At 68.6% G+C, this 24,958-nt stretch carries 18 protein-coding genes; 8 read left to right on the forward strand and 10 right to left on the reverse strand.

Annotation, left to right across the window (positions count from 1 at the left end; translation table 11 throughout):
• Nucleotides 1-32 precede the first annotated feature (32 nt).
• The 5 genes from IEX71_RS16260 (at nucleotide 33) to IEX71_RS16280 (ending at nucleotide 9,564) form a co-directional block, all read left to right on the forward strand.
• Nucleotides 33-719, forward strand: a complete 687-nt coding sequence (locus IEX71_RS16260; protein ID WP_188838098.1) for a CpaB family protein — start codon at nucleotides 33-35, stop codon at nucleotides 717-719.
• On the forward strand, nucleotides 719-2,080 hold the full coding sequence (locus tag IEX71_RS16265; RefSeq protein ID WP_188838099.1) for a CpaE/TadZ family protein: 1,362 nt from the start codon (nucleotides 719-721) through the stop codon (nucleotides 2,078-2,080). The genes IEX71_RS16260 and IEX71_RS16265 overlap by 1 nt, the downstream gene beginning before the upstream one ends.
• Nucleotides 2,081-2,092: 12 nt before the next feature.
• Nucleotides 2,093-3,547: a WS/DGAT/MGAT family O-acyltransferase gene (locus IEX71_RS16270; protein WP_188838100.1), complete on the forward strand. Its 1,455-nt coding sequence runs from the start codon at nucleotides 2,093-2,095 to the stop codon at nucleotides 3,545-3,547.
• Nucleotides 3,544-3,981, forward strand: coding sequence for a DUF6912 family protein (locus IEX71_RS16275; RefSeq protein WP_188838101.1), 438 nt, complete (start codon nucleotides 3,544-3,546; stop codon nucleotides 3,979-3,981). Before IEX71_RS16270 ends, IEX71_RS16275 begins: the two co-directional genes overlap by 4 nt.
• 78 nt (nucleotides 3,982-4,059) lie before the next feature.
• On the forward strand, nucleotides 4,060-9,564 hold the full coding sequence (locus IEX71_RS16280) for an ATP-binding protein (protein WP_268235969.1): 5,505 nt from the start codon (nucleotides 4,060-4,062) through the stop codon (nucleotides 9,562-9,564).
• 967 nt (nucleotides 9,565-10,531) lie between these two features.
• Here IEX71_RS16280 and IEX71_RS16285 read toward each other — a convergent pair.
• From IEX71_RS16285 to IEX71_RS16295, 3 genes are all read right to left on the reverse strand, one after another.
• Nucleotides 10,532-10,759 carry a hypothetical protein gene (locus IEX71_RS16285; RefSeq protein WP_188838102.1) on the reverse strand — a complete coding sequence of 76 codons (228 nt, stop codon included), beginning with the start codon at nucleotides 10,757-10,759 and terminating at the stop codon, nucleotides 10,532-10,534.
• A 153-nt stretch (nucleotides 10,760-10,912) separates the two neighbouring features.
• Complete coding sequence (locus IEX71_RS16290) at nucleotides 10,913-11,404, reverse strand: DUF2505 domain-containing protein (protein WP_188838103.1); 492 nt, start codon at nucleotides 11,402-11,404, stop codon at nucleotides 10,913-10,915.
• A 283-nt stretch (nucleotides 11,405-11,687) separates the two neighbouring features.
• Nucleotides 11,688-12,260, reverse strand: coding sequence for a hypothetical protein (locus IEX71_RS16295; protein WP_188838104.1), 573 nt, complete (start codon nucleotides 12,258-12,260; stop codon nucleotides 11,688-11,690).
• A 198-nt stretch (nucleotides 12,261-12,458) separates the two neighbouring features.
• On the opposite strand from IEX71_RS16295, the gene IEX71_RS16300 reads away from it, so the two are divergent.
• A complete protein-coding gene (locus IEX71_RS16300; protein WP_229749802.1) occupies nucleotides 12,459-17,285 on the forward strand; it encodes an NAD-glutamate dehydrogenase in 4,827 nt (1,608 codons plus the stop codon).
• Between the two features lie 84 nt (nucleotides 17,286-17,369).
• Nucleotides 17,370-18,839 (forward strand): sensor histidine kinase, encoded by a 1,470-nt coding sequence (locus IEX71_RS16305; RefSeq protein WP_229749852.1) that lies wholly within the window; start codon nucleotides 17,370-17,372, stop codon nucleotides 18,837-18,839.
• A 2-nt stretch (nucleotides 18,840-18,841) separates the two neighbouring features.
• Here IEX71_RS16305 and IEX71_RS16310 read toward each other — a convergent pair whose 3' ends face one another.
• Nucleotides 18,842-19,090: a WhiB family transcriptional regulator gene (locus tag IEX71_RS16310; protein ID WP_123270792.1), complete on the reverse strand. Its 249-nt coding sequence runs from the start codon at nucleotides 19,088-19,090 to the stop codon at nucleotides 18,842-18,844.
• Nucleotides 19,091-19,404: 314 nt separating this feature from the next.
• Here IEX71_RS16310 and IEX71_RS16315 point away from each other — a divergent pair, with 314 nt between their 5' ends.
• On the forward strand, nucleotides 19,405-19,806 hold the full coding sequence (locus IEX71_RS16315) for a hypothetical protein (RefSeq protein WP_188838107.1): 402 nt from the start codon (nucleotides 19,405-19,407) through the stop codon (nucleotides 19,804-19,806).
• A gap of 1 nt (nucleotide 19,807) precedes the next feature.
• On the opposite strand, the gene IEX71_RS16320 is transcribed toward IEX71_RS16315, so the two are convergent.
• The 6 genes from IEX71_RS16320 to IEX71_RS16345 form a co-directional block, all read right to left on the reverse strand.
• Nucleotides 19,808-20,551: a hypothetical protein gene (locus IEX71_RS16320; protein ID WP_188838108.1), complete on the reverse strand. Its 744-nt coding sequence runs from the start codon at nucleotides 20,549-20,551 to the stop codon at nucleotides 19,808-19,810.
• Between the two features lie 14 nt (nucleotides 20,552-20,565).
• Nucleotides 20,566-21,387 carry a hypothetical protein gene (locus IEX71_RS16325; protein WP_188838109.1) on the reverse strand — a complete coding sequence of 274 codons (822 nt, stop codon included), beginning with the start codon at nucleotides 21,385-21,387 and terminating at the stop codon, nucleotides 20,566-20,568.
• A complete protein-coding gene (locus IEX71_RS16330; RefSeq protein ID WP_188838110.1) occupies nucleotides 21,384-22,124 on the reverse strand; it encodes a hypothetical protein in 741 nt (246 codons plus the stop codon). The genes IEX71_RS16325 and IEX71_RS16330 overlap by 4 nt, the downstream gene beginning before the upstream one ends.
• A gap of 110 nt (nucleotides 22,125-22,234) precedes the next feature.
• Complete coding sequence (locus tag IEX71_RS16335; RefSeq protein ID WP_188838111.1) at nucleotides 22,235-22,519, reverse strand: biotin/lipoyl-containing protein; 285 nt, start codon at nucleotides 22,517-22,519, stop codon at nucleotides 22,235-22,237.
• 49 nt (nucleotides 22,520-22,568) lie between these two features.
• Nucleotides 22,569-24,122 (reverse strand): DHA2 family efflux MFS transporter permease subunit, encoded by a 1,554-nt coding sequence (locus IEX71_RS16340; protein ID WP_188838112.1) that lies wholly within the window; start codon nucleotides 24,120-24,122, stop codon nucleotides 22,569-22,571.
• Between the two features lie 175 nt (nucleotides 24,123-24,297).
• Nucleotides 24,298-24,930, reverse strand: coding sequence for a TetR/AcrR family transcriptional regulator (locus IEX71_RS16345; protein WP_188838113.1), 633 nt, complete (start codon nucleotides 24,928-24,930; stop codon nucleotides 24,298-24,300).
• Nucleotides 24,931-24,958 lie beyond the last annotated feature (28 nt).

The following is a 24,958-nucleotide window of genomic DNA, read 5'->3' on the forward strand; positions in this document are numbered from 1 at the left end:
CGGGCACGAACGAGTCTCAAGGGGAGGACCACGTGGAGAGTCGACGTCAGAATGCAGCGGAGGAGCTGCCCAAACCGGCGGCCCATCGGTTGCAACGACCGTCCTGGCGGGACAGCCGGCTGGTCGTCGGGGTGTTGCTGGTGCTGGTCGCCACTATCGGCGGAGCAGCGGCGATGCGGCATTACGACAACTCCGTCGAGGTGCTCCAGGCATCCCACCCGCTGGTGCCCGGCCAGCAGATCACCGCCTCGGACGTACACGCGGTCAAGGTGCGCATCGACAAGGCCGGCGGCACTTATCTGCGCGCCGACGACCCGATGCCCAAGGGTGAGGTGCTCCGCGAGGTGCGCAGCGGTGAGCTCGTCCCGCGCTCCGCGGTCGGCAGGAGCGGCAAGGTGCAGGTCAAGGCGGTCGCGCTGCCGGTCGAGGCCTCGCAGTCGAGCAACCTCGTCAAGGGTTCGGTCGTCGACGTCTGGGTCTCCACCAAGACCCAGAGCAAGGTCGGTCAGGACTCGTATGCCGCCCCGACCCGCATCATCGGGCGGGCCACCGTCGCGCGGGTGCCGAGCGGCAGCAGTGGTTTCTCCGTGTCGTCCGACAGCGGGGCTGTGCACGTGCTCGTCCCCGACGACAAGGTCGCCGCGGTCCTGGAAGCGGTCAACCAGGGGGCGAAGGTCGACCTCGTTCCGGCCGCCGGATCACCGCTGAAGGGCGACTGATGGCGACCGCTGCGGTGACCGCGATCAGCGCGGCGCAGGAGGCGACGGTCGCCGCGACGCTGGGCAGGACGTCCGGCGTGCGCCTGGTGCGTCGGTGCGCGGACGTCGCCGACCTGGTGGCGATCTGCACCGCCGGCCGGGCCGACGTCGCGGTCCTGTCGGCCGATTTCACCGGCCTGGACCGCAGCACGATCGGCGCGCTCCGTGCAGCGGGCGTGGGGATCCTGGGCGTCCATCAGCCGGGTGTCGAGGACGAGCAACGCGTCCTGCAGCAGTGGGGGGTGCGCTCGCAGCTGCCGATCGGCGCCACTCCGACCGAGTTCGCGGCGGCCGTTCAGAGCGTCACCGAGGGAGCCACCTCCCGGCATACTCCGCCCGACGCGTCCGAGGACCCGACGGTGTCGCTGGAGGCCGAGCTCGCGGCAATGTCCGACAGGGCCGCGCCATACGTGCCGGTCAATCCGTGGCTGGAGGCGCCCACCGCAGAGCCCGGCCCGGTGGTTCCGGAGCAGACCGCCAAGATCGTGACCGTCTGGGGACCGGTCGGCGCGCCCGGGCGCACCGTGCTCGCGGTCAACCTCGCCGCGGAGGCGGCCCGGATGGGTGTCCCGACCGTGCTCGTCGACGCCGACACCTATGCGGCCTCGATCGCCCAGCACCTCGCATTGCTCGACGAGGCGCCGGGGATCGCGGCGGCCACCCGACTGGCCGACTCCGGCCACCTGGATCTGCGTTCGCTGGCCGCGGTCGCCCCGGAGGCCAGCCCCGGACTGCGCGTGCTGACCGGGCTGCCTCGTGCCGACCGCTGGCCCGAGATCCGCGACGACGCACTCGAAGCGGTGCTCGAGCAGTGCCGGCAACTCGGGCGGCTGATCGTCGTCGATGTCGCGGCGCCGTTGGAGCAGGATGAGGAACTCAGTTACGACACGACCGCCCCGCGGCGCAACGCGGCGACTCTCACCGCGCTCGCCGCCGCGGACACGGTGATCGCCGTCGGTTCGGCGGATCCGGTCGGCCTGCAGCGACTGGTGCGAGGTCTCGACGAACTGCGCTCGGTCATCGGCCAACCGCCCTGGGTGGTCGCCAACATGGTGCGCGCTTCCGCCGTCGGTTCGCCCCCCGAGCAACGCGTCAGCGAGGCGCTGCAACGGTTCGCCGGGGTGTCGTCGCCGGCGATCGTTCCTGATGACCGCGCCGCTTTCGACGGTGCGTTGCTGGCCGGGCGCGTGCTCGCCGAGCACGCCGCGGGATCGACTGCCCGGAAGGCGATCGCGAGCCTGGCATCGGACCTGACCGGCGCCTCCGCGCTCACCCGCCGCGGCCGGTGGGGCCGACATCGTGAGTCCAGCCCACAGACGTGAAAACATGAGGCCGTGGCTGATCGACTGAGTGCTCTCGACGCGTCCTTCCTCTATCTGCAGGACCGCTCGACGCCCATGCACGTGGGTTCGGTGATGATCTTCGAGCGTCGACCGGGCCGCGGCAGCAAACGTGGGCCGGTCGACGGCGAGTCCGAATACGAGCAGTTGGTCAGCCTGGTGAGCAACCGCATCGCATTCGTGCCGCGCTACCGGCAGAAGGTCCGTCAGGTGCCCGGGCGAGTGATGCCGCCCGTCTGGACCGACGACGAGCACTTCGACGTCAGCTACCACGTGCGTCGGTCGGCGTTGCCCAAGCCGGGCACGGCAGCACAGCTGGAGGAATTCGTCGGCCGGATCCAGGCACGCGCTCTGGACCCGCACCGACCGTTGTGGGAGCTCTACCTCGTCGAAGGTCTGGAGGGCGGCCGGTTCGCGATCGTGACCAAGACCCACATAGCCCTGGTCGACGGCATCCACGCCATCGACATCGGCCAGATCATCGTGGACCCCGAAGCGGCCCGTGAGCAGCCGATCCCGCACACCTGGCGAGCGTCCCGGACCCCCAGCGGCCTCGACCTGCTGGTCGGTGCGATCGGTGACGTCGTACGCAACCCGCTGAGTGTCGCGCAGCTGGCGGCCAACAGCGTGCGCGGCGCCGCGGCCGGAGCCCAACGGTTCGCCCGATTCGGCACCGTCGGTGCCGTGTCGGCGGCCGGGGTCCTGGCCCGGGTCGCCACCCGGCCCGCCCCGGCAAGTCCGTTGAACCGCTCGGCGAGCGTGCACCGCCGGTTCGTGATGGTCTCCACCGAGCTCGACGACTATCGCCGTATCCGTGCCCAGAGCGCGCAGAGTGTGACAGTGCACGACGTGGTGCTCGCCACCATCACCGGCGCACTGCGTGGTTGGCTGCTCGCCCGAGGGGAGGCCGTCGCCGGCACCGAGAACGTCCGTGCCCTGGTGCCACTCAGCGTGCTGGGCGACGACACCGACGCCCAACTGGGAGAAGAGGTTTCGCCGATGTTCGTCGACCTGCCGGTCGGTGAGGCGCGACCGATGATGCGGCTGCACCAGATCGCCTACGCGACCAGCCAACAACTCGACGGCGGTGGCTCGGCCATCGACGCGGCGTCGCTCACCGGGCTCGCCGGCTTCGCGCCGCCGACCCTGCACTCGCTGGGTGCCCGGCTCGGCAGCGCCATGTCGCGTCGGATGTTCAACCTGGTGGTCACCAACGTGCCGGGGCCACAGCGGGAGCTGTATGCCGGAGACGCGCCCATGGTGGAGACCTACCCCGTGATCCCGCTGCCGAAGGGCCAGACGCTGTCGATCGGGCTCACGTCATACAACGGCCGCGTCGACTTCGGGCTCAACGCGGACCGGGACGCGATGTCCGACCTCGACCTGTTCGGCCAGTGCCTAGTCGACGCGCTCGCCGAACTACTGGAGGAGACGGAGACCCGGGTATGAGCCATCTGATCAGGACCTACCTGCCGCTGGATGACGACGAGTTGCGCACGCTCGACGAGACCGGGTCGCTGCCGGAGCGGATCCGGCAGGCGTTCGCGGTGACGGACCGGTTGCGGACCGTGGCACCGACCGAGGACGACGAGGGTCTGGAATATCTGGCAACGCAGGACGCCGCCACTGACGCGGCGACCCGCGGGCTGCGGGTGGTCGCCTCGGTCGACGTCGACGCCGACAGGCTCACCGACCTGCCGGATGCGGACCTGCCCGATGCCCACGCGGCCTCGGCGGTGCAGATCACCGGCGCACCGCCGAAGCGGCACATCGCCAGCTTCCACGTGCTCGACCCGGCCGGCGAGCGCGATGTCGACGTCGACCTCGAGCTGTCCTGGTATGACGCCACCGAGCTCGCGCTGGTGCGTCAAGCACTCGGCTGACCGAGAAAACGCCCGTCGAACAAAGGTCGTCGGTGTGGAGACTGTGGAGTAACCCCTTCGAAGTGGCAGAGTCACCCTGTGCAATCCGTCGCTCGAAACCTGACCCGCATCGCCATCGTCAACCGCGGCGAGGCCGCGATGCGCTTGATCCACGCTGTTCGCGACGTCAACGCCCGACGGGCACTGGACGGTGCCGCCGCGCCGCTGCGCACGATCGCGCTGCACACCGACGTCGACGCCGCCGCGGCGTTCGTTCGTGAGGCAGACGAAGCGCACCTGATCGGCGCAGCTGCCGACCGGCCCTACCTCGATCTCGCGGCGTTGGAAGATGCGCTCACCCGGACCCACGCGGACGCCTGCTGGGTCGGCTGGGGTTTCGTCGCCGAGGACCCCGCCTTCGCCGAGCTGTGCGACCGACTCGGCATCACCTTCATCGGCCCCTCCGCCGAGGCGATGCGCCGACTCGGCGACAAGATCGGCTCCAAGCTGATCGCCGAAGAGGTCGGGGTGCCGGTGGCGCCGTGGAGCCGTGGCGGCGTCGACACGCTGCAGGACGCGCTCGAGGCCGCGGACCGCATCGGCTACCCGTTGATGCTCAAGGCCACCGCCGGTGGCGGTGGGCGCGGCATCCGCAAGGTCACCGGCGCGGCCGAGCTGGAGGACGCCTACCAACGCACTCGTGACGAGGCCGAGCGTGCCTTCGGCAGCGGCGTCGTCTTCCTCGAGAAGCTGGTCACCGGAGCCCGTCACGTCGAGGTGCAGGTCATCGCCGACGGCCAGGGCACCGCCTGGGCGGTCGGAGTGCGTGACTGCTCGGTGCAGCGCCGCAACCAGAAGATCATCGAGGAGTCCGCGTCACCGCTGCTGGACGAGCAGCAGACCGACGAACTCAAAGCAGCCGCAGAGCGTTTGGCGCTCGCGGTCGACTACCGCGGCGCCGGGACGGTGGAGTTCCTCTACCACCCGCAGGACCGCACCTTCGCGTTCCTGGAGGTCAACACTCGCCTGCAGGTGGAGCACCCGATCACCGAGACGGTGACCGGGCTGGACCTGGTCGCACTGCAGTTGCAGGTTGCCGCGGGAGAGCCGCTCACCGGCGAACGTCCGCTGGAGCGGGGGCACGCCGTGGAGGCCCGTCTCAACGCCGAGGACCCCGACCGTGATTTCGCACCGGCGCCGGGACGCATCTCGCGGCTCGAGCTGCCGGCCGGTCCGGGCATCCGCGTCGACACCGGCGTCAACGAGGGCGACACGATCCCCGCGGACTTCGACTCGATGATCGCCAAGATCATCGCCCACGGCTCCAGTCGCGGCGAGGCGCTCGCGCGGCTGCGGCGCGCGATGGAGGAGACGACCGTCATCATCGAGGGGGGCGTCACCAACAAGAGCTTCGTGCTCGAGTTGCTCGGGCAACCGCAGGTCACCCGCGGTGAGCCCGAATGGGCAGACACGGGCTGGATCGACCGGATGCGCGCCGCCGGGCAGCTCGCCGATCACCCCCACGCCGGTGTCGCCCTGGTCGCCGCCGCCATCGAGGGGTATGTCGAGCAGGAACGTGCCGAGATCGCGGGCTTCCTGGACACGGCATACGGCGGCCGACCGCAGCTGCACCACGACCCCGATGGCACGACCGAGCTGAAGCTGCGCGGCGAGACCTTCGCGGTGGCGGTGCGGCGGGTCAGCCCGACCGACTATGCCGTCAGCGTCACCGGGGCGGGCATCACACAGACCGTGTCGGCGGCGTTGGACCGCCTCGATGAGGTGCACAGCCGGCTGGTGGTCGACGGTGAGTCCTTCCGGGTCGTCAGCGCCTCACACGGTCCGACCCAGCTGATCGAGATCAACGGCGTCACCCACCGGGTCAGCCGCGACGAGGGTGGCGTGATGCGTGCCCCGGCTCCGGCGCTCGTGGTCGCGACTCCGGTCGCGGTCGGCGACGAGGTTGCCGCCGGGGAGCCGGTCCTGGTGTTGGAGTCGATGAAGATGGAGACGATCGTCCCGGCTCCGTTCAGCGGGCGGGTCAAGGAGCTGCTGGTGCGTTCGGGCACCCAGGTCGAGACCGGGGCCCCCCTGGTCCGGTTGGAGCCGACCGGGGACGAGGCCGAGGTGGAGGAGCAGGTCTCCGGCACCGACCTGGGCCTGCCGACCGACGAGCGGGTGCGCTCCCGCGAGCAGCGCGACGCCGCTGCGATGAGCACGCTGCGCTCCGCGCTCATGGGGTATGACGTCAGCTCGCACGACCGCCTCGAGACCTTGCACGCCTACCTCGACGAGCGGGGCACCAATGCCGCGCCGAGCGCCGACGAGCTCGCGCTGCTGGAGATGTTCGCCGACTTCGCCGAACTGAGCCGCAACCGCCCCGCAAGAGAGGAGGCCCACTCGGAGTTGCGGGTGCACAGCTCCCGCGAGCACTTCCAGACCTACCTGCGGTCGCTGGATCTGGAGCGCGGCGACCTGCCGCAGTCGTTCCGGGACAAGCTGCTGCGGGTGCTGCGGCACTACGGCATCACCGAGCTGGACCGCACCCCGGAGCTGGAGGAGGCGCTCTTCCGGATCTTCCTGGCCCAGCAGGAGGTCGGCGACGTCGACATCGCCGTACAACTGCTGCGCAGCTGGCTGTCCGTGCCCGCGCCGAGTGACGCGCCCGGCGCCCGCGCTCTGCTCGAGGGCGTGGTGCGCGCCACGCAACGGCGGTTCTCCGTGGTCGGCGATCTGGCCCGCTCGGTGCGGTTCCGTTGGTTCGACCAGCCGATCGTCGACGATGAGCGGTCCAGCGTGCTGGGCGGCGTCGCCGACGAGGTGGCCGCGCTGACCGACCCCGACGCCGCCGACCGCGACGCCCGCATCGCGGCGCTGACCGCCATACCGGAGCAGCTCGTCGGGTTCCTGCGCGATCGGCTGTATGCCGAGCCCAGCACGATCGTCAGCGACTACGAGCCGCTGCTGGAAGTGCTGATCCGCCGTCACTACCTCGAATACGCGCTGCACGACCTGCAGGCCGCCCAGGTGCACGGGCGTCCCACGGCCCGGGCCGAATACCTCTCCGAGACACACGGGCAGACCCGCGTCGTCACGACGGTCGGGGATTTCGACCAGGTCCGCGACGGGTCGCTCTGGGACGCGGTCGAGGATCAGCTGGCCGCCGACCACGACAACGTGGTCGAGGTCTACCTGCGGTGGGAGGCGCTGCCCGAGCACCCTGACGCGGCACGGGACCAGTTGCTCGATCTGCTGGCACAGCGATCCTTCACCCGGACCGTGCGTCGGGTGTCGTTCGCGGTGTGCCCGCGCGCCGCATGGGCGGTCGACTACTTCACCTTCCGGCCCTCCGAGCACGGCTGGGTCGAGGACGATCTGGTCCGCGGCATGCACCCGATGGTCGGGCGCCGCCTCAACCTCTGGCGGTTGCGCGAGTTCGACGTCACCCGGCTGGAGGCGCCCGAGGACGTCCTGCTGCTGGACTGCGTCGCGCGCAGCAACCCCGCCGACCGGCGCCTGGTCGCACTCGCCCAGGTGCGCCAGCTGGCGGTCGTCCGTGACGAGTCGGGTGACGTGGTGGCACTGCCGCACGCTGAGCGCGCGGTCGAGAACTGCCTGGAGGCGATCCGCCGGGTGCGTGCCTCGCACGGTGGCGGCCGAACCCCGCTGGACGTCAACCACGTCTGGGTCACGGTCTGGCCGCCGGTCGAGGCCGACATCGCGCACCTGGCCGCCCTGCAGGGGAAGATCACGCCGCTGACCGAGGGCGCCGGCATCGAGGAGGTGCTCGCCCAGGGCCGGGTCGAAGGACCGGACGGCACACTTAACCAGATCGCCATACGTTTCCACGCGACGCCGGGCGCCGGTGTTGCCGCTGACGTCATCGAGCCGCCGCGGGAACCGCTGGCTCCGTTGGACGACTACGCCGCGAAGGTGCTGCGAGCACGCCGTCGTGGGCTGGTCTACCCCTACGAGCTCGAGCCGACGCTCGCCGGCTCCGGGTCGTTCGTCGAATACGACTTCGACGACGGCGGCACGCTGGCGCCCGTCGACCGGCCGCGCGGCCAGAACACCGCGGGCATCATCGTCGGTGTCGTCAGCACCCCGACCGAGCTCTACCCGGAGGGTGTCACTCGCGTGGTGCTGGCCGGTGATCCGCTGAAGTCGCTCGGCGCACTGGCCGAGCCGGAGTGCAGCCGCGTCGTGGCCGCCATCGACCTGGCCGAGCGGATGCAGGTGCCGGTCGAGTGGTTCGCCGTGTCCGCGGGCGCTCGCGTGTCGATGACCAGCGGCAGCGAGAACCTCGACTGGGTGGCGGTCGGGCTCAAGCGGATCGTGGAGTTCACCCAGGCCGGTGGCGAGATCAACATCGTCGTCGCGGGCATCAACGTCGGCGGCCAGCCCTACTGGAACGCCGAAGCCACGATGCTGATGCACACCAAAGGCATCCTGATCATGACGCCGGACAGCGCGATGGTGCTCACCGGCAAGCAGACGCTCGACTTCGCCGGCAGTGTCTCCGCCGAGGACAACTACGGCATCGGCGGTTACGACCGGGTGATGGGCCCCAACGGCCAGGCCCAGTACTGGGTGCCCGACCTGGCACGTGCGCTGATGGTGCTGATGCAGCACTACGACCACACGTATGTCGTGCCGGGCGAGCCCGGTCCGCGGCGGGCGCCGTCCACGGACCCGGTCGATCGGGACATCTCCGACAGCCCGCACGACGGCGACTTCGCGTGCGTCGGCGACATCTTCTCGCGCGAGTTCAACCCGGACCGCAAGCGTGCGTTCGACATCCGCAGCGTGATGCGAGCGGTGACCGACCAGGACCACTACATGCTGGAGCGCTGGGGAAGTATGGCGGACGCCGAGACCGCCGTCACGGTCGACACCCGCATCGGTGGATTCCCTGTCTCGCTGATCGGTATCGAGTCCAAACCCGTTGCGCGGCAAGGGTTTCCGCCCACGGATGGTCCGGACACCTACACGGCGGGCACGCTCTTCCCGCGCTCGTCGAAGAAGGTCGCACGGGCGATCAACGCGGCGTCCGGCAACCGGCCGGTCGTCGTGTTGGCCAACCTGTCCGGCTTCGACGGTTCACCGGAGTCGATGCGTAACCTGCAGCTGGAGTACGGCGCCGAGATCGGTCGTGCGATCGTCAATTTCGAGGGTCCGATCGTCTTCTGCGTGATCTCCCGCTACCACGGTGGCGCCTTCGTGGTGTTCTCCAAGCGGCTCAACCCGCGGATGACGGTGCTGGCGGTCGACGGATCGTTCGCGTCGGTGCTCGGCGGCGCTCCGGCTGCTGCCGTGGTGTTCGCGTCCGAGGTGGCCAAGCGTGCCGCCGCCGACCCGGCGCTCGCCGAGTTGCAGCAGCGCATCGACAGTGCTGACGTGACCGAACGCGCAGCGCTACGAGTCGAACTCGACGAGTTGCAGGCCAACCTGCGGGCGGCCAAGATCGCCGAGGTCGCCGCGGAGTTCGACAGCGTCCACGACATACGCCGGGCCGTGGAAGTCGGCTCGGTCGATGAGGTCATCGCTGCTGGTGAGCTGCGTCCGAAGATCATCGAGTCGCTCCGGCGCGGATTGGCGGGCTGACCTCGGCGCTGTTCCCGCTTCAGCGTGGAACGACACCGATGCCGCCGAACGCATTGTTCGAGAGAGCTTTTCGACGGTTACCGGCTTCCAGGACTCGCGTGAGTGCGCCGAGGAGATCGCGACCGTCGCCGTTTGTTCGTCATACCGACCTAGGTCCGGTGAGGAGATCGCTACTGTCGTCACCTTGTCGCCCCACCTCCGCATGAGGGCGACGGATCCACAACTGTCGTCAGTTCCTCGCGGTATCCACAGGCGATCGCATGACCGGTGCGGCGGCGGGTCGTCCGCACCGACGCTTCGGGTATGACGAATTTGGGCCACACCTTCACCGCCGCCGAGGCGAGAGCCGCCGGGATTCAGCCGTATGAGCTCAGCGGACCGAGGTTCCAGCGATTGTTCCGCGGCGGGTATGCGCGCGCAGATGCAGTGGTCACCGAACGCGATCGGCTCGCTCTGGCGCTACGGGTAGTCCCGGCCTCCCGATTCGGCTCTCACCAGTCAGCGGCGAAGGTGCTGGGTGTGACGGTGCCAGAGAGTTCGGACGTGCACCTCGGCACGCACCAGCGGCGGAAGACCAGCGCCCCGGGTCTGCGGCTCCATTTCTTCGCGCAGCGTGTCGAACTTGTCCAGTTCGGCGGTGTGCCGATGACCAGTGCAGCCCAGACGTTCCTCAATCTCGCGCGACCGCTTGAACTCATCGACCTTCTGGTGTTGGGAGACTCGCTGGTGAACAAGGGACGTGTCACACCCGGGGCACTGCGTCAGTTCTGCGCCGAGCGATCAGCCGACGGAGTAGGTCGCGCACGTGAGGCCGCGGGGCTTGTCAGGCAAGGAGTCGAGTCGCCAAACGAGAGTCGACTGAGGCTGCTCCTGGTGTCAGCATCGCTGCCCGAGCCGGTCGTGAACTTCGAGGTCAGCAACGAGCGCGGTTTCGTGGTCCGTCGGGTGGATCTCGCGTATCCGGATGTCAAGGTGGCGATCGAGTATGACGGGGAGACATCACATCGATCGCGAGGGTCAGTGGCGTGCCGATCTGGTGCGGCGAGAGGAACTCGAGCGCCAGGGGTGGCACTTCGTTGTCGTCACGGCCGTAGACCTCTTCAGGGATCCGGCGAGGGTCATACACCGCATCGTCATGGCCTTGCGCGCTGCTGGCTGCCGAGTCCCTGATCCGGATCTTGGTTGGCAACGTCATTTCGCCGCTTGATGCACATTGCGAGACCGACGTGGCGAGGAAGTGACGACAGTGGCGAGGTCTTTGTGTGGAGCCGGGCGGAGCGGCGAGGAAGTGACGACAGTAGCGGTCTTGTCGTGGGACCGCCTCGCCCTCCGAGGGTCGACAACTCGGTCAGCCGGCGAGGTACTCCTTGCCGGTCTGCGCCTCGATCTGCACGCCGCTCGAAATGGCCGGTGCAGAGGCGCTTTCGACCTTGCCGCCGACGAGCGGGATCTTCGCGCGCAGGTCGCCGCTGACACGCATGTCGGTCGAGTCGCCGTCGGAGGTCATCCGGATCGTGCCGACGTAGTTGATCGGCAGGCCGCCGATCGAGACGTCGATGTCTGCGACGCGGGAGCCGTCCTCGCCCTGCTCCCCCCAGGACTGGACCTCGATGACCTTCAGCGTCTTGCCGACGAGCCGGGCGACGTTCTCGGGCAGACCCTCCGTGGCCATCTCTCGGTGCGTCTCGATGACCTGCCGCGGCGGCTGCTCCTTGATCGACACCGAGTGGCTCAGTGCGCCGGTCGCGGCGCACTTGGCTTCCTGGAACGCCGGATCCAGCAGCATCTCGAACACGCGGTCGGCAGGAGCGTCGTAGCTCCAGGTCTCCTCGATTTTCATATCGCGCAGCGTAATAGGACCTGGTCGGTCAGCGGCGCGTCCGTGGGTGTGTGGCGATGTGACGGCCGTACTTCATATCGCGCAGCGTAATAGGACCTGGTCGGTCAGCGGCGCGTCCGTGGGTGTGTGGTGATGTGACGGCCGTACTTCATATCGCGCAGCGTAATAGGACCTGGTCGGTCAGCGGCGCGTCCGTGGGTGTGTGGCGATGTGACGGCCGTACTTCATATCGCGCAGCGTAATGGGACCTGGTCGGTCAGCGGCGCGTCCGTGGGTGGAGGAGCTACCCGCGCAGCGTCGTAGCCGCAGCGAGCCGTGCGGCATGTTCGGCGCGGACGACGCGGCCCAGCACCTGATCGGTGCCGCCACCGCTGCCGTCGCCGAGCCGCGCCGCCTCGGTGCGCAGCGTGTCGGCAAGTTCGCGCAGCGCCTCCGACAGGCCGGTGAGGGCCTGCGCGATCTCGTGACCCTGGGCGGCGGTCGACTCGTAAGTGCAGGACCTGGCGACCCGGGTGACGGTGTGCGCGATGACGTGCAACTCGCCCGCGGCATACTCCAGACCCGCAGGATCGGCGGGGATGTTGCCGGCATACACCTGCTGAGCGAGTCGTGGGCTGGCGTGCGCCGGTCCGTCGGCGGGAGGCTCGACGAGCACCGGGTCGGGCAGCCCCGGGGACGGCGGGCGCTTCTGCTGGATCTCGGCCAGCTCGTCATGCCAACGCAGCAGTGCCTCGGCGGACCGCTCGATCGCCTCGGCCACCGCGTCGGCGGTCTCGAACTCGGCCGGATCGGTCTGGATGCTGAGCAGACGGGGCACCAGCAACGCGACTCCTCGGGTCCGGTCGCTGGTCTGCATCCTCGGCAGAGTAACGCCGTACGGGCCGATCTGCGAAAGACTGCCTACAGGTCGGCTCGGGGCCCTCACTCCCGGGTGTGTTCTTCGCCACGTCCGGGTCTACTGTGAGCCGTGGGGCGACAACGACGTCGCTCCGACAGTGACGACGAGGGCCGAAGAACATCTATGTCCGTGGACAGTAATTCCCGTTCAGAAATCTTGCGTGAATGCGCTTCGGAGCACAAGGCGGAAACCCCGCCGTGGCTGCTCGAGCGCTACTACCGCCACGTGGCCGACGAGGACATCGTCGGCTACGGCCCGGACCGGCTGGTCGGGACATTGGAGTCCCACAAGCGGCTCGCCGCCGACCGCGCCCCGGGCACCACGAAGCTGCGCATCTCCCACCCGACGGTCGAGTCGGACGGATGGTCGTGCCCCTTCGCCATACTGCAGATCGTCACCGATGACGTGCCGTTCCTGGTCGACTCGGTGATCGCCGAACTCTCCCGGCACGACCGCAGCGTGCACGCGCTGATCCACCCGCAGCTGTTCGTTCAGCGGGACGCCGCCGGCCGGTTGCAGAAGGTCCATGACGCCGACACGCTGCCGGAGACGGGCGTCGACGAACTCGCCCCGACCAGCGAGTCGTGGATGCACTTCGAGATCGACCTCGGGCTCGACGAGGCCGCCGACCAGGCACTCGTGGCCGACGTCGAGCGCGTGCTCGGCGACGTGCGGGTCGCCGTCGACGACTGGTCCAAGATGCACAGCGAGTGCGAGAAGGTCATCGCCGACCTCGACGGCCGCCGCCCGGAGCCGGTGCCCGCCAAGGCGGTCGAGCAGGCGCAGGGCTTCCTGCGCTGGCTGGCCGACAACCACTTCACGTTCCTCGGATATCGCGAATACACCCTCGACACCGTCGACGGCGAGGACGTCCTGCGCACCGAGCCGGGCTCGGGCCTCGGCATCCTGCGCTACGACAAGCCGTCCTCGCAGTCGTTCGGCCGGCTCAGCCCGCGCGGCCGCGCGATCGCACGCGCACCCCAGCTGCTGACGATCACCAAGGCCAACTCGCGCGCCACCGTGCACCGGCCCTCGTTCCTGGACTACATCGGCATCCGCACGTTCGACGAGCAGGGCAACGTGGTGGGGGAGAAGCGCTTCCTCGGCCTGTTCACCTCCAGCGCCTACACCGAGTCGGTGCGCCGCGTCCCCGTCGTCCGCGAGCGCGTCGCGAAAGTCCTTGCGCGCACTGGCTTCTCACCGGACAGTCACTCCGGCAAGGACCTGTTGGAGGTCCTGGAGACCTACCCGCGCGACGAGCTCTTCCAGACCTCCAGCAAGGATCTCTACGAGATCTCCACGACGGTGCTGCGCCTGCAGGAGCGACGCCAGTCGCAGATGTTCCGGCGGGTCGACGAATTCGGCCGGTTCGTGTCCGTGCTGGTCTACCTCCCGCGCGATCGCTACAACACCGGCGTCCGGCTGCGCATCGAGCGGATCCTGCGTGAGGCGTATGACGCCGAGGCCGTCGACTACACCACGCGCATCGCCGACTCGCCGCTCGCGCGGATCCACTTCGTCGTGCGCCTGCGCCAGGGGGCAGAGGTCCCCGACGTCGACGAGAACGAGTTGCAGGAGCAGCTGCTGGAGAGCAGCCGGACCTGGGGCGAGCGCCTCGGCGCGGTCGCCCACCAGGAGGACGGCGAGGATGCCGCCGCCCGCGTGATGAGCCTCTACTCCCGCGCCTTCCCGGAGGCATACAAGGAGGACTTCACTCCGCGCCAGGGCGTCGCCGACCTGCGCCGCATCGAGGCACTGAAGTCCGACGACGACACGCTGCTGACGCTCTACCGCGACCCCAACGCGGACGCGCGAGACCGTCGGTTCAAGCTCTTCCGTCGTGACCCGGTGGTGCTGACCGATGTGCTGCCGGTCTTCACCAACCTCGGGGTGAAGGTCACCGACGAGCGTCCCTACTCGATGAAGCGCGCCGACGGCGTCGTCGTACACGTCTACGACTTCGGCCTGCGCGCGGAAGGCGCGTCCGACTGGGGCACCGACGACGCGTCGACCGCCGAGGTCCGCGACCGGTTCCAGACGGCGTTCAGCGATGCGTGGGAGGGCGACGCCGAGAGCGACGGGCTGGGCGCACTGGTGCTGCATGCCGGGCTCACCTCGCGCCAGGTCACGGTGCTGCGCGCGATCAGCAAGTACCTCCGCCAGATCGGCTTCACCTTCAGCCAGGCCTACATCGAGCAGGCGTTGCGGGCCAACGCCGACCTCGCCCGTGACCTCATCCAGCTCTTCGAGGCGCGGTTCGACCCGGCGCAGCCGGCCGAGGGGCGCGATGCCGCCGAGGAGAAGGTCGTGCAGCGCATCGAGGCCGCGCTCGAGGAGGTCAGCAGCCTCGACCACGACCGCATCGTGCGCACCATGATGGGCGTCATCCGCGCAACGCTGCGCACCAACGCCTATCAGCGGGACGAGCACGGCGCTCCGAGCCCGGTGCTGAGCTTCAAGATCGACTGTGCGTCGGTGCCCGGACTGCCCAGCCCGAAGCCGAAGTTCGAGATCTGGGTCTACGGCGCACGGGTCGAGGGTGTGCACCTGCGGTTCGGCATGGTGGCTCGCGGCGGCTTGCGCTGGAGCGACCGTCCGGAGGACTTCCGGACCGAGATCCTGGGTCTGGTCAAGGCGCAGATGGTCAAGAACGCCGTCATCGTGCCCACCGGGTCCAAGGGCGGCTTCGTCGCCAAGCGGCTGCCGGACCCCAGCGATCGAGAGGCGTGGCTGGCCGAGGGCATCGCGTCATACAAGTTGTTCATCTCCGGCCTGCTCGACGTGACCGACAACCTCGTCTCCGGCGATGTCGTCCCGCCGCAGGACGTCGTGCGCCACGACGCGGACGACACCTACCTGGTCGTGGCTGCCGACAAGGGCACAGCGAGCTTCAGCGACATCGCCAACGGTGTCGCGCAGGACTACGGCTACTGGCTGGACGATGCGTTCGCTTCCGGCGGCTCTGCCGGCTACGACCACAAGGCGATGGGCATCACCGCCCGCGGCGCGTGGGAGTCGGTCAAGCGACACTTCCGCGAGATGGGCACCGACACCCAGACGCAGGAGTTCACCGTCGTCGGCGTCGGCGACATGAGCGGGGACGTCTTCGGCAACGGCATGCTGTTGTCGGAGCACATCCGGCTGGTCGCCGCGTTCGACCACCGGCACATCTTCCTGGACCCCGACCCGGTCGCTGCGACGTCGTATGCCGAGCGCCGCCGCCTGTTCGACCTGCCGCGGTCATCCTGGGCCGACTACGACACGTCGCTGATCTCCGAGGGTGGTGGCGTCCACCCTCGGACCGCCAAGTCCATCCCCATCACATCGCAGGTCCGCGCCGCTCTCGGCCTGACCGACGACGTCACCAAGCTGACGCCGAACGAGCTCATGCGGGCCGTTCTGCTGGCCCCGGTCGACCTGTTCTGGAACGGCGGTATCGGCACCTACATCAAGGCGTCCACCGAGACTTCGGCTGACATCGGCGACCGGGCAAACGACCAGATCCGGGTCAACGGCGCGGAGATGCAGGTGAAGGTGATCGGCGAGGGCGGCAACCTCGGTGCCAGTCAGATGGGCCGCATCGAGGCGGCGCATCATGGCATCCGGGTCAACACCGACGCGATCGACAACTCCGCCGGTGTCGACACCTCCGACCACGAGGTCAACATCAAGATCCTGGTCACCGACCTGATGCGCAAGGGGCGCTTCGATCTCGAGCAGCGCAACACGCTGCTGCACTCGATGACCGACGAGATCGCCGTGCAGGTGCTGCGGGACAACTACGAGCAGAACGTCCTGCTCGGCAACGCCCGCGCGCAGAAGCACGCGATGTTGCCGGTGCACCAGCGGCTCATCCACTGGTTGGAGCAGCGCGGAGAGCTCGACCGCGAGTTGGAGTTCCTGCCGGACGACGCACAGATCGACCAGCGGGCGAGCAATGACGACGGACTGACCTCACCGGAGTTCTCGGTCTTGGTCGCCTATTCGAAACTGGCGCTGAAGGCCGACCTGAGCAAGTCGGAGCTCACCGACGACCCGTGGTTCCAGGAGCGCCTGGCGGCATACTTCCCGAAGCAGATCCGCGAGCACTACACCGCGGAGCTGGCAGAGCATCCGTTGCGCCGGGAGATCGTCATCAACCAGGTCGTCAACTCGATGATCAACCGCGGTGGCATCACCTTCGCCTACCGGGTCGCCGAGGAGACCGGCGCCGGACCGGAGCAGATCGCGCGTGCCTTCGTGGTCGCGCGGGAGGTCTTCGGGCTGACCGAGTTCGTCACGCAGGTTGAGGCGTTGGACAACAAGGTGCCGACCGACTCGCAGACGACGCTCTACCTGGAGTTCCGGCGGTTGCTGGACCGGGCGACCCGCTGGCTGGTGCACAGCCGGCCGGCGCGCCTCGACATCGCCGCCGAGATCGAGCGGTTCGAGCCGGTCGTGCGCGAGCTGACCTCGAAGCTGCCCGAGATGCTGCAGGGTTCGGAGCGCGAGCGCTGGCGGACCCGATGCGAGGAGATGAGCGAGGGCGGCGTGCCGCCGCAGCTGACCGGCTGGGCGGCGGCACTGCTGGACTCCTACTCGCTGTTGGACATCACCGAGCAGGCCATCAGCACCAAGACGCCCGTCGCGGACGTCGCGGCGGTCTACTTCATGCTGTCCGAGCGCCTCGGCATCGACCGCATCCTGCAGGCTGTCTCGCGGTTGCCGCGGGACGACCGGTGGGACGCGCTGGCCCGTGGTGCGGTGCGTGACGACCTGTATGCCGTGCTCGACTCGTTCACGGCGGCGGTCATCGCCGACACACCGTCGGGGGAGTCCGCGGAGCAGCGACTGGACCGCTGGGTCACCGAGAACTCCGACTCGATCAATCGCGCTCAGCAAGCGCTGGTCGGTGTCGCGGAGCTCGACGAGGCCGGCCTGGCGCCGCTGTCGGTGGCACTGCGCACGCTGCGTTCGGTGGTGCGGTCGGGTTCGGCGCGGTAATGACGACCGAAGGAGGCGCCCGGCACCGGCCGGGCGCCTCCTTCGCCATACCGAGGTGCTGACTAGGCTCGGCACGTGCCCTCGATGAACGACGTGCTGAGCGAGCACACCGACCTGGACCAGTCCGCGTGGGAATGGCTGCACCTGCTGGTCTCTGACTGGCAGCTGCTGGCGGACCTGTCCTTCGCGGACCTGGTCCTGTGGGTGCCGACGCGCGACCGCAGTTGGGTCGCGGCGGCGCACGTGCGGCCGACCACCGGTGTCGGCGTCTTCGTCAACGACGTCGTCGGCAGCCGGATCGACCACACCCGCCAGCGCACGGTCGCCCAGGCGTATGCCGGGCCGGAGATCGTCCGGTCGCACTCCACCATGTGGCGGGACGATCTCCCGGTGCGCGAGGAGGCGATCCCGGTGGTGCAGCGCCGCAGTCCGGTGGCGGTGCTGACCCGCCATACCAACCTCGCGTCGATGCGCACGCCCAGCCGGCTCGAGGTCACCTACCTGGCGACTGCCGATGCGCTGTCCCGGATGATCGCGTCCGGTGACTTCCCCAACGCGGCGGCGGCACCGGCCAGTCGGCGCGGTGCGCCGCGGGTGGGCGACGGCGTGCTCCGGCTCGACGCCGAGGGCAACGTCACCTACGCCAGCCCCAACGCCGTGTCCGCCCTGCATCGTCTGGGCCATGACGAGCAATTGGTCGGCGCCCGACTCGCTTCGGCGCTGGGCCAGGTGCTGCCCGAACGCGGGCCGGTCGACGAGGAGCTGATGATGGTGCTCACCGGTCGGGTGCCGTGGAGCACCGAGATCGAGTCGCGCAGCGCGTATGTCAGTGCCCGGTCCATTCCGTTGTCCGAGGGCGGGCGCCGGACCGGTGCGGTGTTGCTGGTGCGCGACGTCAGCGAGGTCCGACGGCGCGAGCGCGAGCTGCTGAGCAAGGACGCGACCATCCGCGAGATCCATCACCGGGTCAAGAACAACCTGCAGACGGTCGCGGCGGTGCTGCGGTTGCAGGCCCGCCGGCTGGACGACCCGCAGGCGCGGGCAGCGCTCGCCGGCGCAGTGCGCCGGGTGGGCACGATCGCGGCGGTGCACGAGACGCTCAGTGGTGACTGGGACGACACGACGCCCTTCGACGAGATCGCCGAGAGCTCGCTGCGCTCCGCGGTGGAGATCAGCAACCGGTCGCAGGAGCGGGTCAGCGCGGCTCTCACCGGCACCTTCGGGTCACTGCACGCCGAGGACGCCACGGCGGTCGCGATGATCATCGCCGAGCTGGTGCAGAACGCCATCGAGCACGGCTTCGCCCGGTACGGCGGACATGTGACCCTCGACGCCGAGCGCAGCACCAGCGAGGACGGCGAGGAACTGCTGCGGGTGACAGTCACCGACGACGGCGCGGGTCTGCCCGAGGGCTTCGACCCGGCGCGTTCGGGACTGGGCATCCAGATCGTGCGGTCCTTCGTGCAGGACCTGCGCGGGGAGATCAGTTGGTCACGGGTGGAGCCGCACGGCACGCAAGTGCGCTTCGTGGCACGGCTGCGGGAGGAGGGTTGAACTCAGCCGGCGCGGCGGGCGCGGGCGTTGCGACGCTTGAGAGCACGGCGCTCGTCCTCGGACAAGCCGCCCCAGACACCGGCGTCCTGGCCGGACTCCAGCGCCCACTTCAGGCAGGTGTCGATGACCTCGCAGCGACGACACACCTGTTTGGCGTCCTCGATCTGCTGCAAGGCGGGTCCCGTGTTGCCGATGGGGAAGAACAGCTCCGGGTCCTCGTCCAGGCATGCAGCGCGATCGCGCCAATCCATGTGGTTCCGCTCCTTGCTCCAGACACACGTGCCGAAGGCGCATGCATCAATGAATCGATCGGTGGGGTTGATTGTCCGTGGCGGGGTTCACCCGCATCCGAACGCTCAGATGGCGGGTACTGACTTCGCCGGTACTTGTCTTCGGCAACGCCTGTGCGCCATACGTTGTTCCCAACTTTCACAGATACCAACAACAATCCACAAGCGGTTTGACGAAGATTTTCCTTTCGAAGGGTGAGTTGTCAGTCACACCACGATTGGGTTGACAGGGGGTGAACACACTGCAGCGGGGGTCACGGCATACGGTGCATGCCGTGACGAAGCCTCATCCAGGGCCCCCTTCGCGGCCCCTTTCGACCTGGCGACTGCCCGCGTTGTTGCTGGCGCTGCAGACCCTCGTGCTGGTCATCTTCGCGGTGGCGCTGGTCGTCGTGGCGATCACCGGCAGCAGCGACGATGCCGGCCGCGCCACGACCGAGGCGGGGACCGTGCTGGCGCTGGGTGCGTGCAGCGGTCTCCTGGCCTGGGGCTTCTGGCGGGAGCGCAGCCTGGCGCGCACGCCGTCGCTGTTGTGGAACGTGCTCGGCGTGATCGTCGGCTTCACCGTCGCGACGTCTGGCGCCCCGCTCGTCGGTGCGCTGGTGATCGTGCTCGGGGTGGTGACGTTCGTGGCGTCCTTGCGGGTGCCGAGCTACGAGCTGGACGACGACGAGTAGGTCACATGCGCGCGGCGAGCAGCTGGAAGATCAGCGGCATGACCTGCTGTTGCAGCACCTTGTCGGAGTCGAAGCCGTCCCCGTCCAGTGAGTAGAAACCATCGCACTTGATGCTCAGTTGCATGGCCGTGCGGCCGTTGCCGATGACCACCAGGTATTTGTCACCATCGTCGGGCTCGATGCTGAGGCGGTGGGTGTTGAAGGATCCGTCCTTGTAGTAGACGTGCCCGCTGTTCGGCTGTCCGCCGGCACCGGTGTAAACGGTGCGGTCACTGGCGCGCTTGCCGTCGTATGTCGCCAGGATCGAGTCCTCCGTGCCGACCGAGTCAACGGTGAGGCTGATCTTGTTCGGGTCGACGTTCTTGGAGTTGGAGTCGCCCTTCAGGGACGGTGTGATGACCAGCTTGGTCGGGCCTTGTGGGGTGAAGCCGATCTTGGTGGCATCGGGGAAGACGCCGATCAACTCCTTGATGGACAGCAGCCGCCCGGCAGCGGGCCAGTCGGACTGTGCCACCCCGCCGTCGGTGATCGGCGGGTCGAAGACCGGCAGCTTCTTGTCGAGCACGACCTTGCGCCCGGCACTGTTCGCGACGACGACGCCAGGTGAGTCCCACTGCCCGGGTTTCCCCTTCTTGTAGGGCTCGTGCGCCCGCGGGCCGTCCGTCGTGCTGGTCGGCGCCGATGAGCCGCCGCCGCTGCTGCCACAACCGGCGAGCACGGTCACGGCGATGACACTCGTGGTCATGAGAGCGAGGCGTTTCATGCGGCTGCCTTTTCGGTGGTGGTGAACTTTGCCCCCAGCAGCTGGACCAGCGACGGCACGACAGCCGTGCGGTAGAGCTGCCGGGATTTCAGGTAGTCGTTGGTCAACTTGGTGAAGCCGATGCCGCTGAACCAGATCTCGCCGGCGACGTTGCCGTGCTGCACCAGCACCTTGGTGGTGGTGCCGTCGGTGAACGCGGCGGACGTCCCGAGCGACTTGTTGGGGTAGAACGTGTAGAGCCCCGGCCGCTTCGCCGAGCGGGACCGCGCCTGCGTCAGCTCCTTGGTCCACTGTGTGCCGACCTGCTGCGGTAGGCCGAACCCGCGGATGTTGATCATCAGCTTGCTGCGGTCGTCGGTCGGTTCACCGGAAATGGTGAGCTCCAGCGTGCAGGTGGTGGACTTCGCGGTCGCGCCACCGTCGGGCAGGTTGCCGGTGTGACACTGGTCGGCCTTCACCGCGGTCAGGCCGGGCAGCACCTGCCGCAACTCGGCCTCGGTGAAGACCTCTGTGGCGGACGGCCAGGTGTTGTCCATGGGCTTCTTGCCGGTGCGATCCACCTTCACCGCGAAGTGCCCGGACGGGGTGATCTGTTTCGCCGTGGGTGCAGTGTCGCCGCCGGGCGCCGCCGGGGGAGTGTATGGCGGGACAGGCTTCGGCTTGGTGGCGCGCGAGGTCTTCGACGAACTGCTCGCGCTGGGCTTGGCCTTGGCCGAGCCTCCTGCGGCGTACGCCGTGTAGGCCGGCACGGTCACCGCGATCGCGACGGCGACGCCGGCGGCGAGGGCGACGTTTCGACGGGTCGTTCGAGAGTTCATGCGTACTTTCTCGGCATACGGTCGGCGAGGTCCTTGGCTATCACCGGGAAGATCCCGGTGAGCATCGTGTTGCGCGAATCGTTGAGGGAGCCGAAACCCTTGAAGGTCAGGTCGATCCAGGCGGCCATGTTGCCGTCGGAGATCAGCACCGAGGCGCGGTTGTTGTCGAGGTAGTAGCTGCCCTTGGCGCTGAACGAGCCGCTGGAGAAGAAGCGCTCGCCGGACTTGCGGCTGGAGTAGTTCTTGTTGCGTTCGGAGGTCCAGGACTCGGTGACCTTCTCGTCGGCGCCGATGGTGACGATCGTGACGGCGACCGAGTTGGTGTAGTCGCCGCTGTCCTTCAACGAGACCGACCAGTTGCACGAGGCGTTCTTGGCAGTCGAGTCCGGGCCGCTCACGCCCTTGACACAGTCGCCCAGCGTGACCGCCGACGCCTCGGGGATCGCGCCCTTGAGCTGATCGGCGGTCAGCACGCTGTCGGCGCTGGGCCACTGCGAGGAGGGCACATTGGGGTCGTCGGGCTTGGCCAGCGTGAACGACCACGCGCTGCCGCCGGATACGACCTTGCGGTCGGAGTTGCCGGGCAGCGAGCCGTTGACCAAACCGTCCTGTTTGGAGCCCTCGGTCCACGGTGGTGCGGATGCGGTGCCGCCACCGCTGCTTCCGCTGCACCCGGCCAGCAGACCGACCGCGACCACCACGGAGGCTGCGACGGACGCCGCGCGTGCCCTTGCCATGAATGCACTCCCCTTGATGTTCTGCTCGGTCGATCGACCCGGTCGGTCACCTCACGGTGACGCTCATTATGACCTGAGCGGGCCCCGATCGGTTCCGACGCCCCGGCCGCTCATTCGATCTCCAGCAGTATGTCGCCGCCCTCGACCGTGGCCAGGTCCGCCACGGCGAGCCGCCGGATCCGACCACTCCTGGGGGCCGTGAGCGCAGCCTCGAGCTTCATCGCCTCGATCGTGGCCAGCACGTCGCCCTGCTGCACCCGGTCGCCCTCGGCCACGCCGAACGTCACCACTCCGCCGAACGGCGCGGTGATCCCGCCGGTGGTCGACGGGTCCACCTCACCGCTGATGTGCGGGGCGGTCAGCGCCCGTGGGACGGCATACAGGGAACGGCCCATGCCCGAACCCTAACGGGTCGAGACATGGGCCGTTCCGCTGCGGAGAACGTCAGCCGACGTGCACCGCGGCCTCCTCTTCGGCCAGGTCGGTGTGCTTGATGTTGAGCAGTCCGATCACCAGCAGGGTGCCGACGAGCAGCATGCCCGCGGCGTACCAGAACGCGTGCGTCGATCCGAAAGTCTGCGCCTGCAGCGCGGCCTGATGGGTCGCCTCGGCGATCTGGCCCTTGGTCGGTGTCTGACCGGCGGCCGTGGCCTTCTCCATCGCGGCCTGACCGGCGACGGCCAGTTCGTTGCCCTTCTGGGTGGCGAAGTGGGTGAACACCGTGGTCAACGCGGCGATACCGACAGCTCCTCCGATTTGCTGTGCGGTGTTGAGCGCTGAGGCGGCGGCACCCGAGTCGTCCTTCTTGACACCCGCGGTCGCGGTGATGGTCAGCGGGATGAACAGGAAGCCCATGCCGAAGCCCATGACGAGCACCCACGGCAGCAGGTGGGAGGCGTAGCCGCTGTCGGTCGACAGCTGCGTGAAGCCCCACATCGCGGCCGTCGTCAGCACGCCACCGAAGCCGGCCAGCCAGCGGGGGTCGACCCGACCGGCCAGGTTGGATGCGATGCCCGCCGCGGCGACGATGCCGACGCTGAACGGCAGGAAGGAGAAGCCCGACTTCACCGGCGAGTAGCCCAGCACCTGCTGGATGAACAGGCCGAGGAAGAAGAACATCGAGAACATTCCGGCGCCGATCAGCAGCATCGAGAAGAGGGACACCGCACGGGTGCGGTCGCCCAGGATGCGCAGCGGCAGCAGCGGGTGCTTCACCCGGCTCTCGACGAAGACGAAGATCCCCACGACGACCAGCCCACCGATGAGCGGGAAGAGCGTCTCGAAGTCGCCCCACGAGGAGCCCTGCTGTCCTGCGTGCGACAGGCCGTAGACGATGCCGAACAGGCCGACGGTGCCGGTGACGGCGCCCCAGACGTCGAGGGTCCCGTCACTTCCTTCGGACTCGATCAGCACGCGCGGAGCCAAGGCCGCCACGACCAGGCCGATCGGCACGTTGATGAAGAAGGTCCAGCGCCAGTCCGCCTCGGTGAGCAGTCCGCCGAGGATCAGGCCGACAGCAGCGCCGGCCCCGGACATCGCGGCATACACGGCCATCGCGCGGTTGCGCTCCTTGCCGGCCGGGAAGGTGGTGTTGATCAGTGCCAGTGCGGCGGGGGAGGCCAGCGCAGCGCCGGCACCCTGCAGGGCGCGAGCGGCGAGCAGCAGCGGGCCGCTCGGCGCGATGCCACCGATCAGTGAGGCGATCGCGAAGATCGCGACGCCCAGGACGAACATGCGGCGACGACCGAAGAGGTCGCCGAGCCTGCCGCCGAGCAGCAACAGGCTGCCGAAGGACAGGGCGTATGCCGTGACGACCCACTGCACGCTCGACTGCGTGAAGTCCAGGTCGGTCAGGATGTGCGGCGTAGCAATGTTCACGATCGTGCCGTCGAGCACGATCATGAGCTGCGCCATGGCGATCACGATGAGCGCCACGGTGAGGTTTGTCTTCCTCGGTGTGGCCTTCTCCTCGGACACCACGTCGACGAGTGCGGTCATCGAGGTGTTCCTTCCAATATCGGTGCCGCATTCGCTGCAGGCACAGGTGTATTCGGCCGGCGACCGAGAAGGGTCGTCGGATGGTGTGAGGGCGTGTGGTGCTGTGCCGCCGGGTCACGGCGGTCGGTTGCCTACGAGAGGCTGGCTACAGAACTAGGAAAGCGGGTCTTGCGGACTATCGCTGTCCGCTGTCGGTCACGCTGGCCCGGCAGGCCGGGAGCAGAACCTGGTCGATGGTCGAAGTGATGAAGGGTTCGTCCGGACACTGACCCGTGGTCATCACCCGGTAGGCGATGGCCGACGGCAGGATCCCGGCGAGTTGGTCGACATCAGCCGTTGGGCCGATCTCACCCCGTCGCTGAGCGCGCACGATGACCTCGCGCAGCTGCGCCATACGCGGCTTCATGAAGCGTTCGTTGAAGACCGCGGTGAGCTCCGCGTCACGGTGGATCGCCGAGACGACCGCGCCGAACAGGAGCATCGACTTCTCGTTGAACTCCTGGTCCTCGCAGAAGTGGAACGTCAGATCGCCGGCGAGGCTGCCGGTGTCCGGGAGCCCGTGCGGGTCCTCCCCGCCCTGTGCCTTGAGGTGCTCCAGCGCACTGACCACCAGATCGGCCTTGGTCGGCCATTTCCGGTAGAGCGTCGCCTTGCTGGCGCGCACCTTGCCGGCGACTGCATCGAAGGTCATCCGGTCGTAACCGACCTCGATGAGCGTGGCGATGACGCCTTCCAGGATCTCCGCCTCACGGTCACCTTCGACGCGCGGCTTCGTGCCGGTATCGGTGGTGGTCGCTGAGGCGTTCATGGCGGTGTCCTTCCTTGGTGGAGTAGTG

The sequence above is a fragment of the Flexivirga endophytica genome, assembly GCF_014640635.1.
Taxonomy (GTDB): domain Bacteria; phylum Actinomycetota; class Actinomycetes; order Actinomycetales; family Dermatophilaceae; genus Flexivirga; species Flexivirga endophytica.

Bases quoted from the DNA above. Each gene is read 5' to 3' on its own strand.
- IEX71_RS16335 (WP_188838111.1), bottom strand. From the start codon at position 22,519: ATGGGCCGTTCCCTGTATGCCGTCCCACGGGCGCTGACCGCCCCGCAC.
- IEX71_RS16340 (WP_188838112.1), bottom strand. From the start codon at position 24,122: ATGACCGCACTCGTCGACGTGGTGTCCGAGGAGAAGGCCACACCGAGG.
- IEX71_RS16305 (WP_229749852.1), top strand. From the start codon at position 17,370: ATGAACGACGTGCTGAGCGAGCACACCGACCTGGACCAGTCCGCGTGG.
- IEX71_RS16310 (WP_123270792.1), bottom strand. From the start codon at position 19,090: ATGGATTGGCGCGATCGCGCTGCATGCCTGGACGAGGACCCGGAGCTG.
- IEX71_RS16345 (WP_188838113.1), bottom strand. From the start codon at position 24,930: ATGAACGCCTCAGCGACCACCACCGATACCGGCACGAAGCCGCGCGTC.
- IEX71_RS16285 (WP_188838102.1), bottom strand. From the start codon at position 10,759: ATGACGTTGCCAACCAAGATCCGGATCAGGGACTCGGCAGCCAGCAGC.
- IEX71_RS16275 (WP_188838101.1), top strand. From the start codon at position 3,544: ATGAGCCATCTGATCAGGACCTACCTGCCGCTGGATGACGACGAGTTG.
- IEX71_RS16290 (WP_188838103.1), bottom strand. From the start codon at position 11,404: ATGAAAATCGAGGAGACCTGGAGCTACGACGCTCCTGCCGACCGCGTG.
- IEX71_RS16295 (WP_188838104.1), bottom strand. From the start codon at position 12,260: ATGCAGACCAGCGACCGGACCCGAGGAGTCGCGTTGCTGGTGCCCCGT.
- IEX71_RS16265 (WP_188838099.1), top strand. From the start codon at position 719: ATGGCGACCGCTGCGGTGACCGCGATCAGCGCGGCGCAGGAGGCGACG.
- IEX71_RS16330 (WP_188838110.1), bottom strand. From the start codon at position 22,124: ATGGCAAGGGCACGCGCGGCGTCCGTCGCAGCCTCCGTGGTGGTCGCG.
- IEX71_RS16320 (WP_188838108.1), bottom strand. From the start codon at position 20,551: ATGACCACGAGTGTCATCGCCGTGACCGTGCTCGCCGGTTGTGGCAGC.
- IEX71_RS16325 (WP_188838109.1), bottom strand. From the start codon at position 21,387: ATGAACTCTCGAACGACCCGTCGAAACGTCGCCCTCGCCGCCGGCGTC.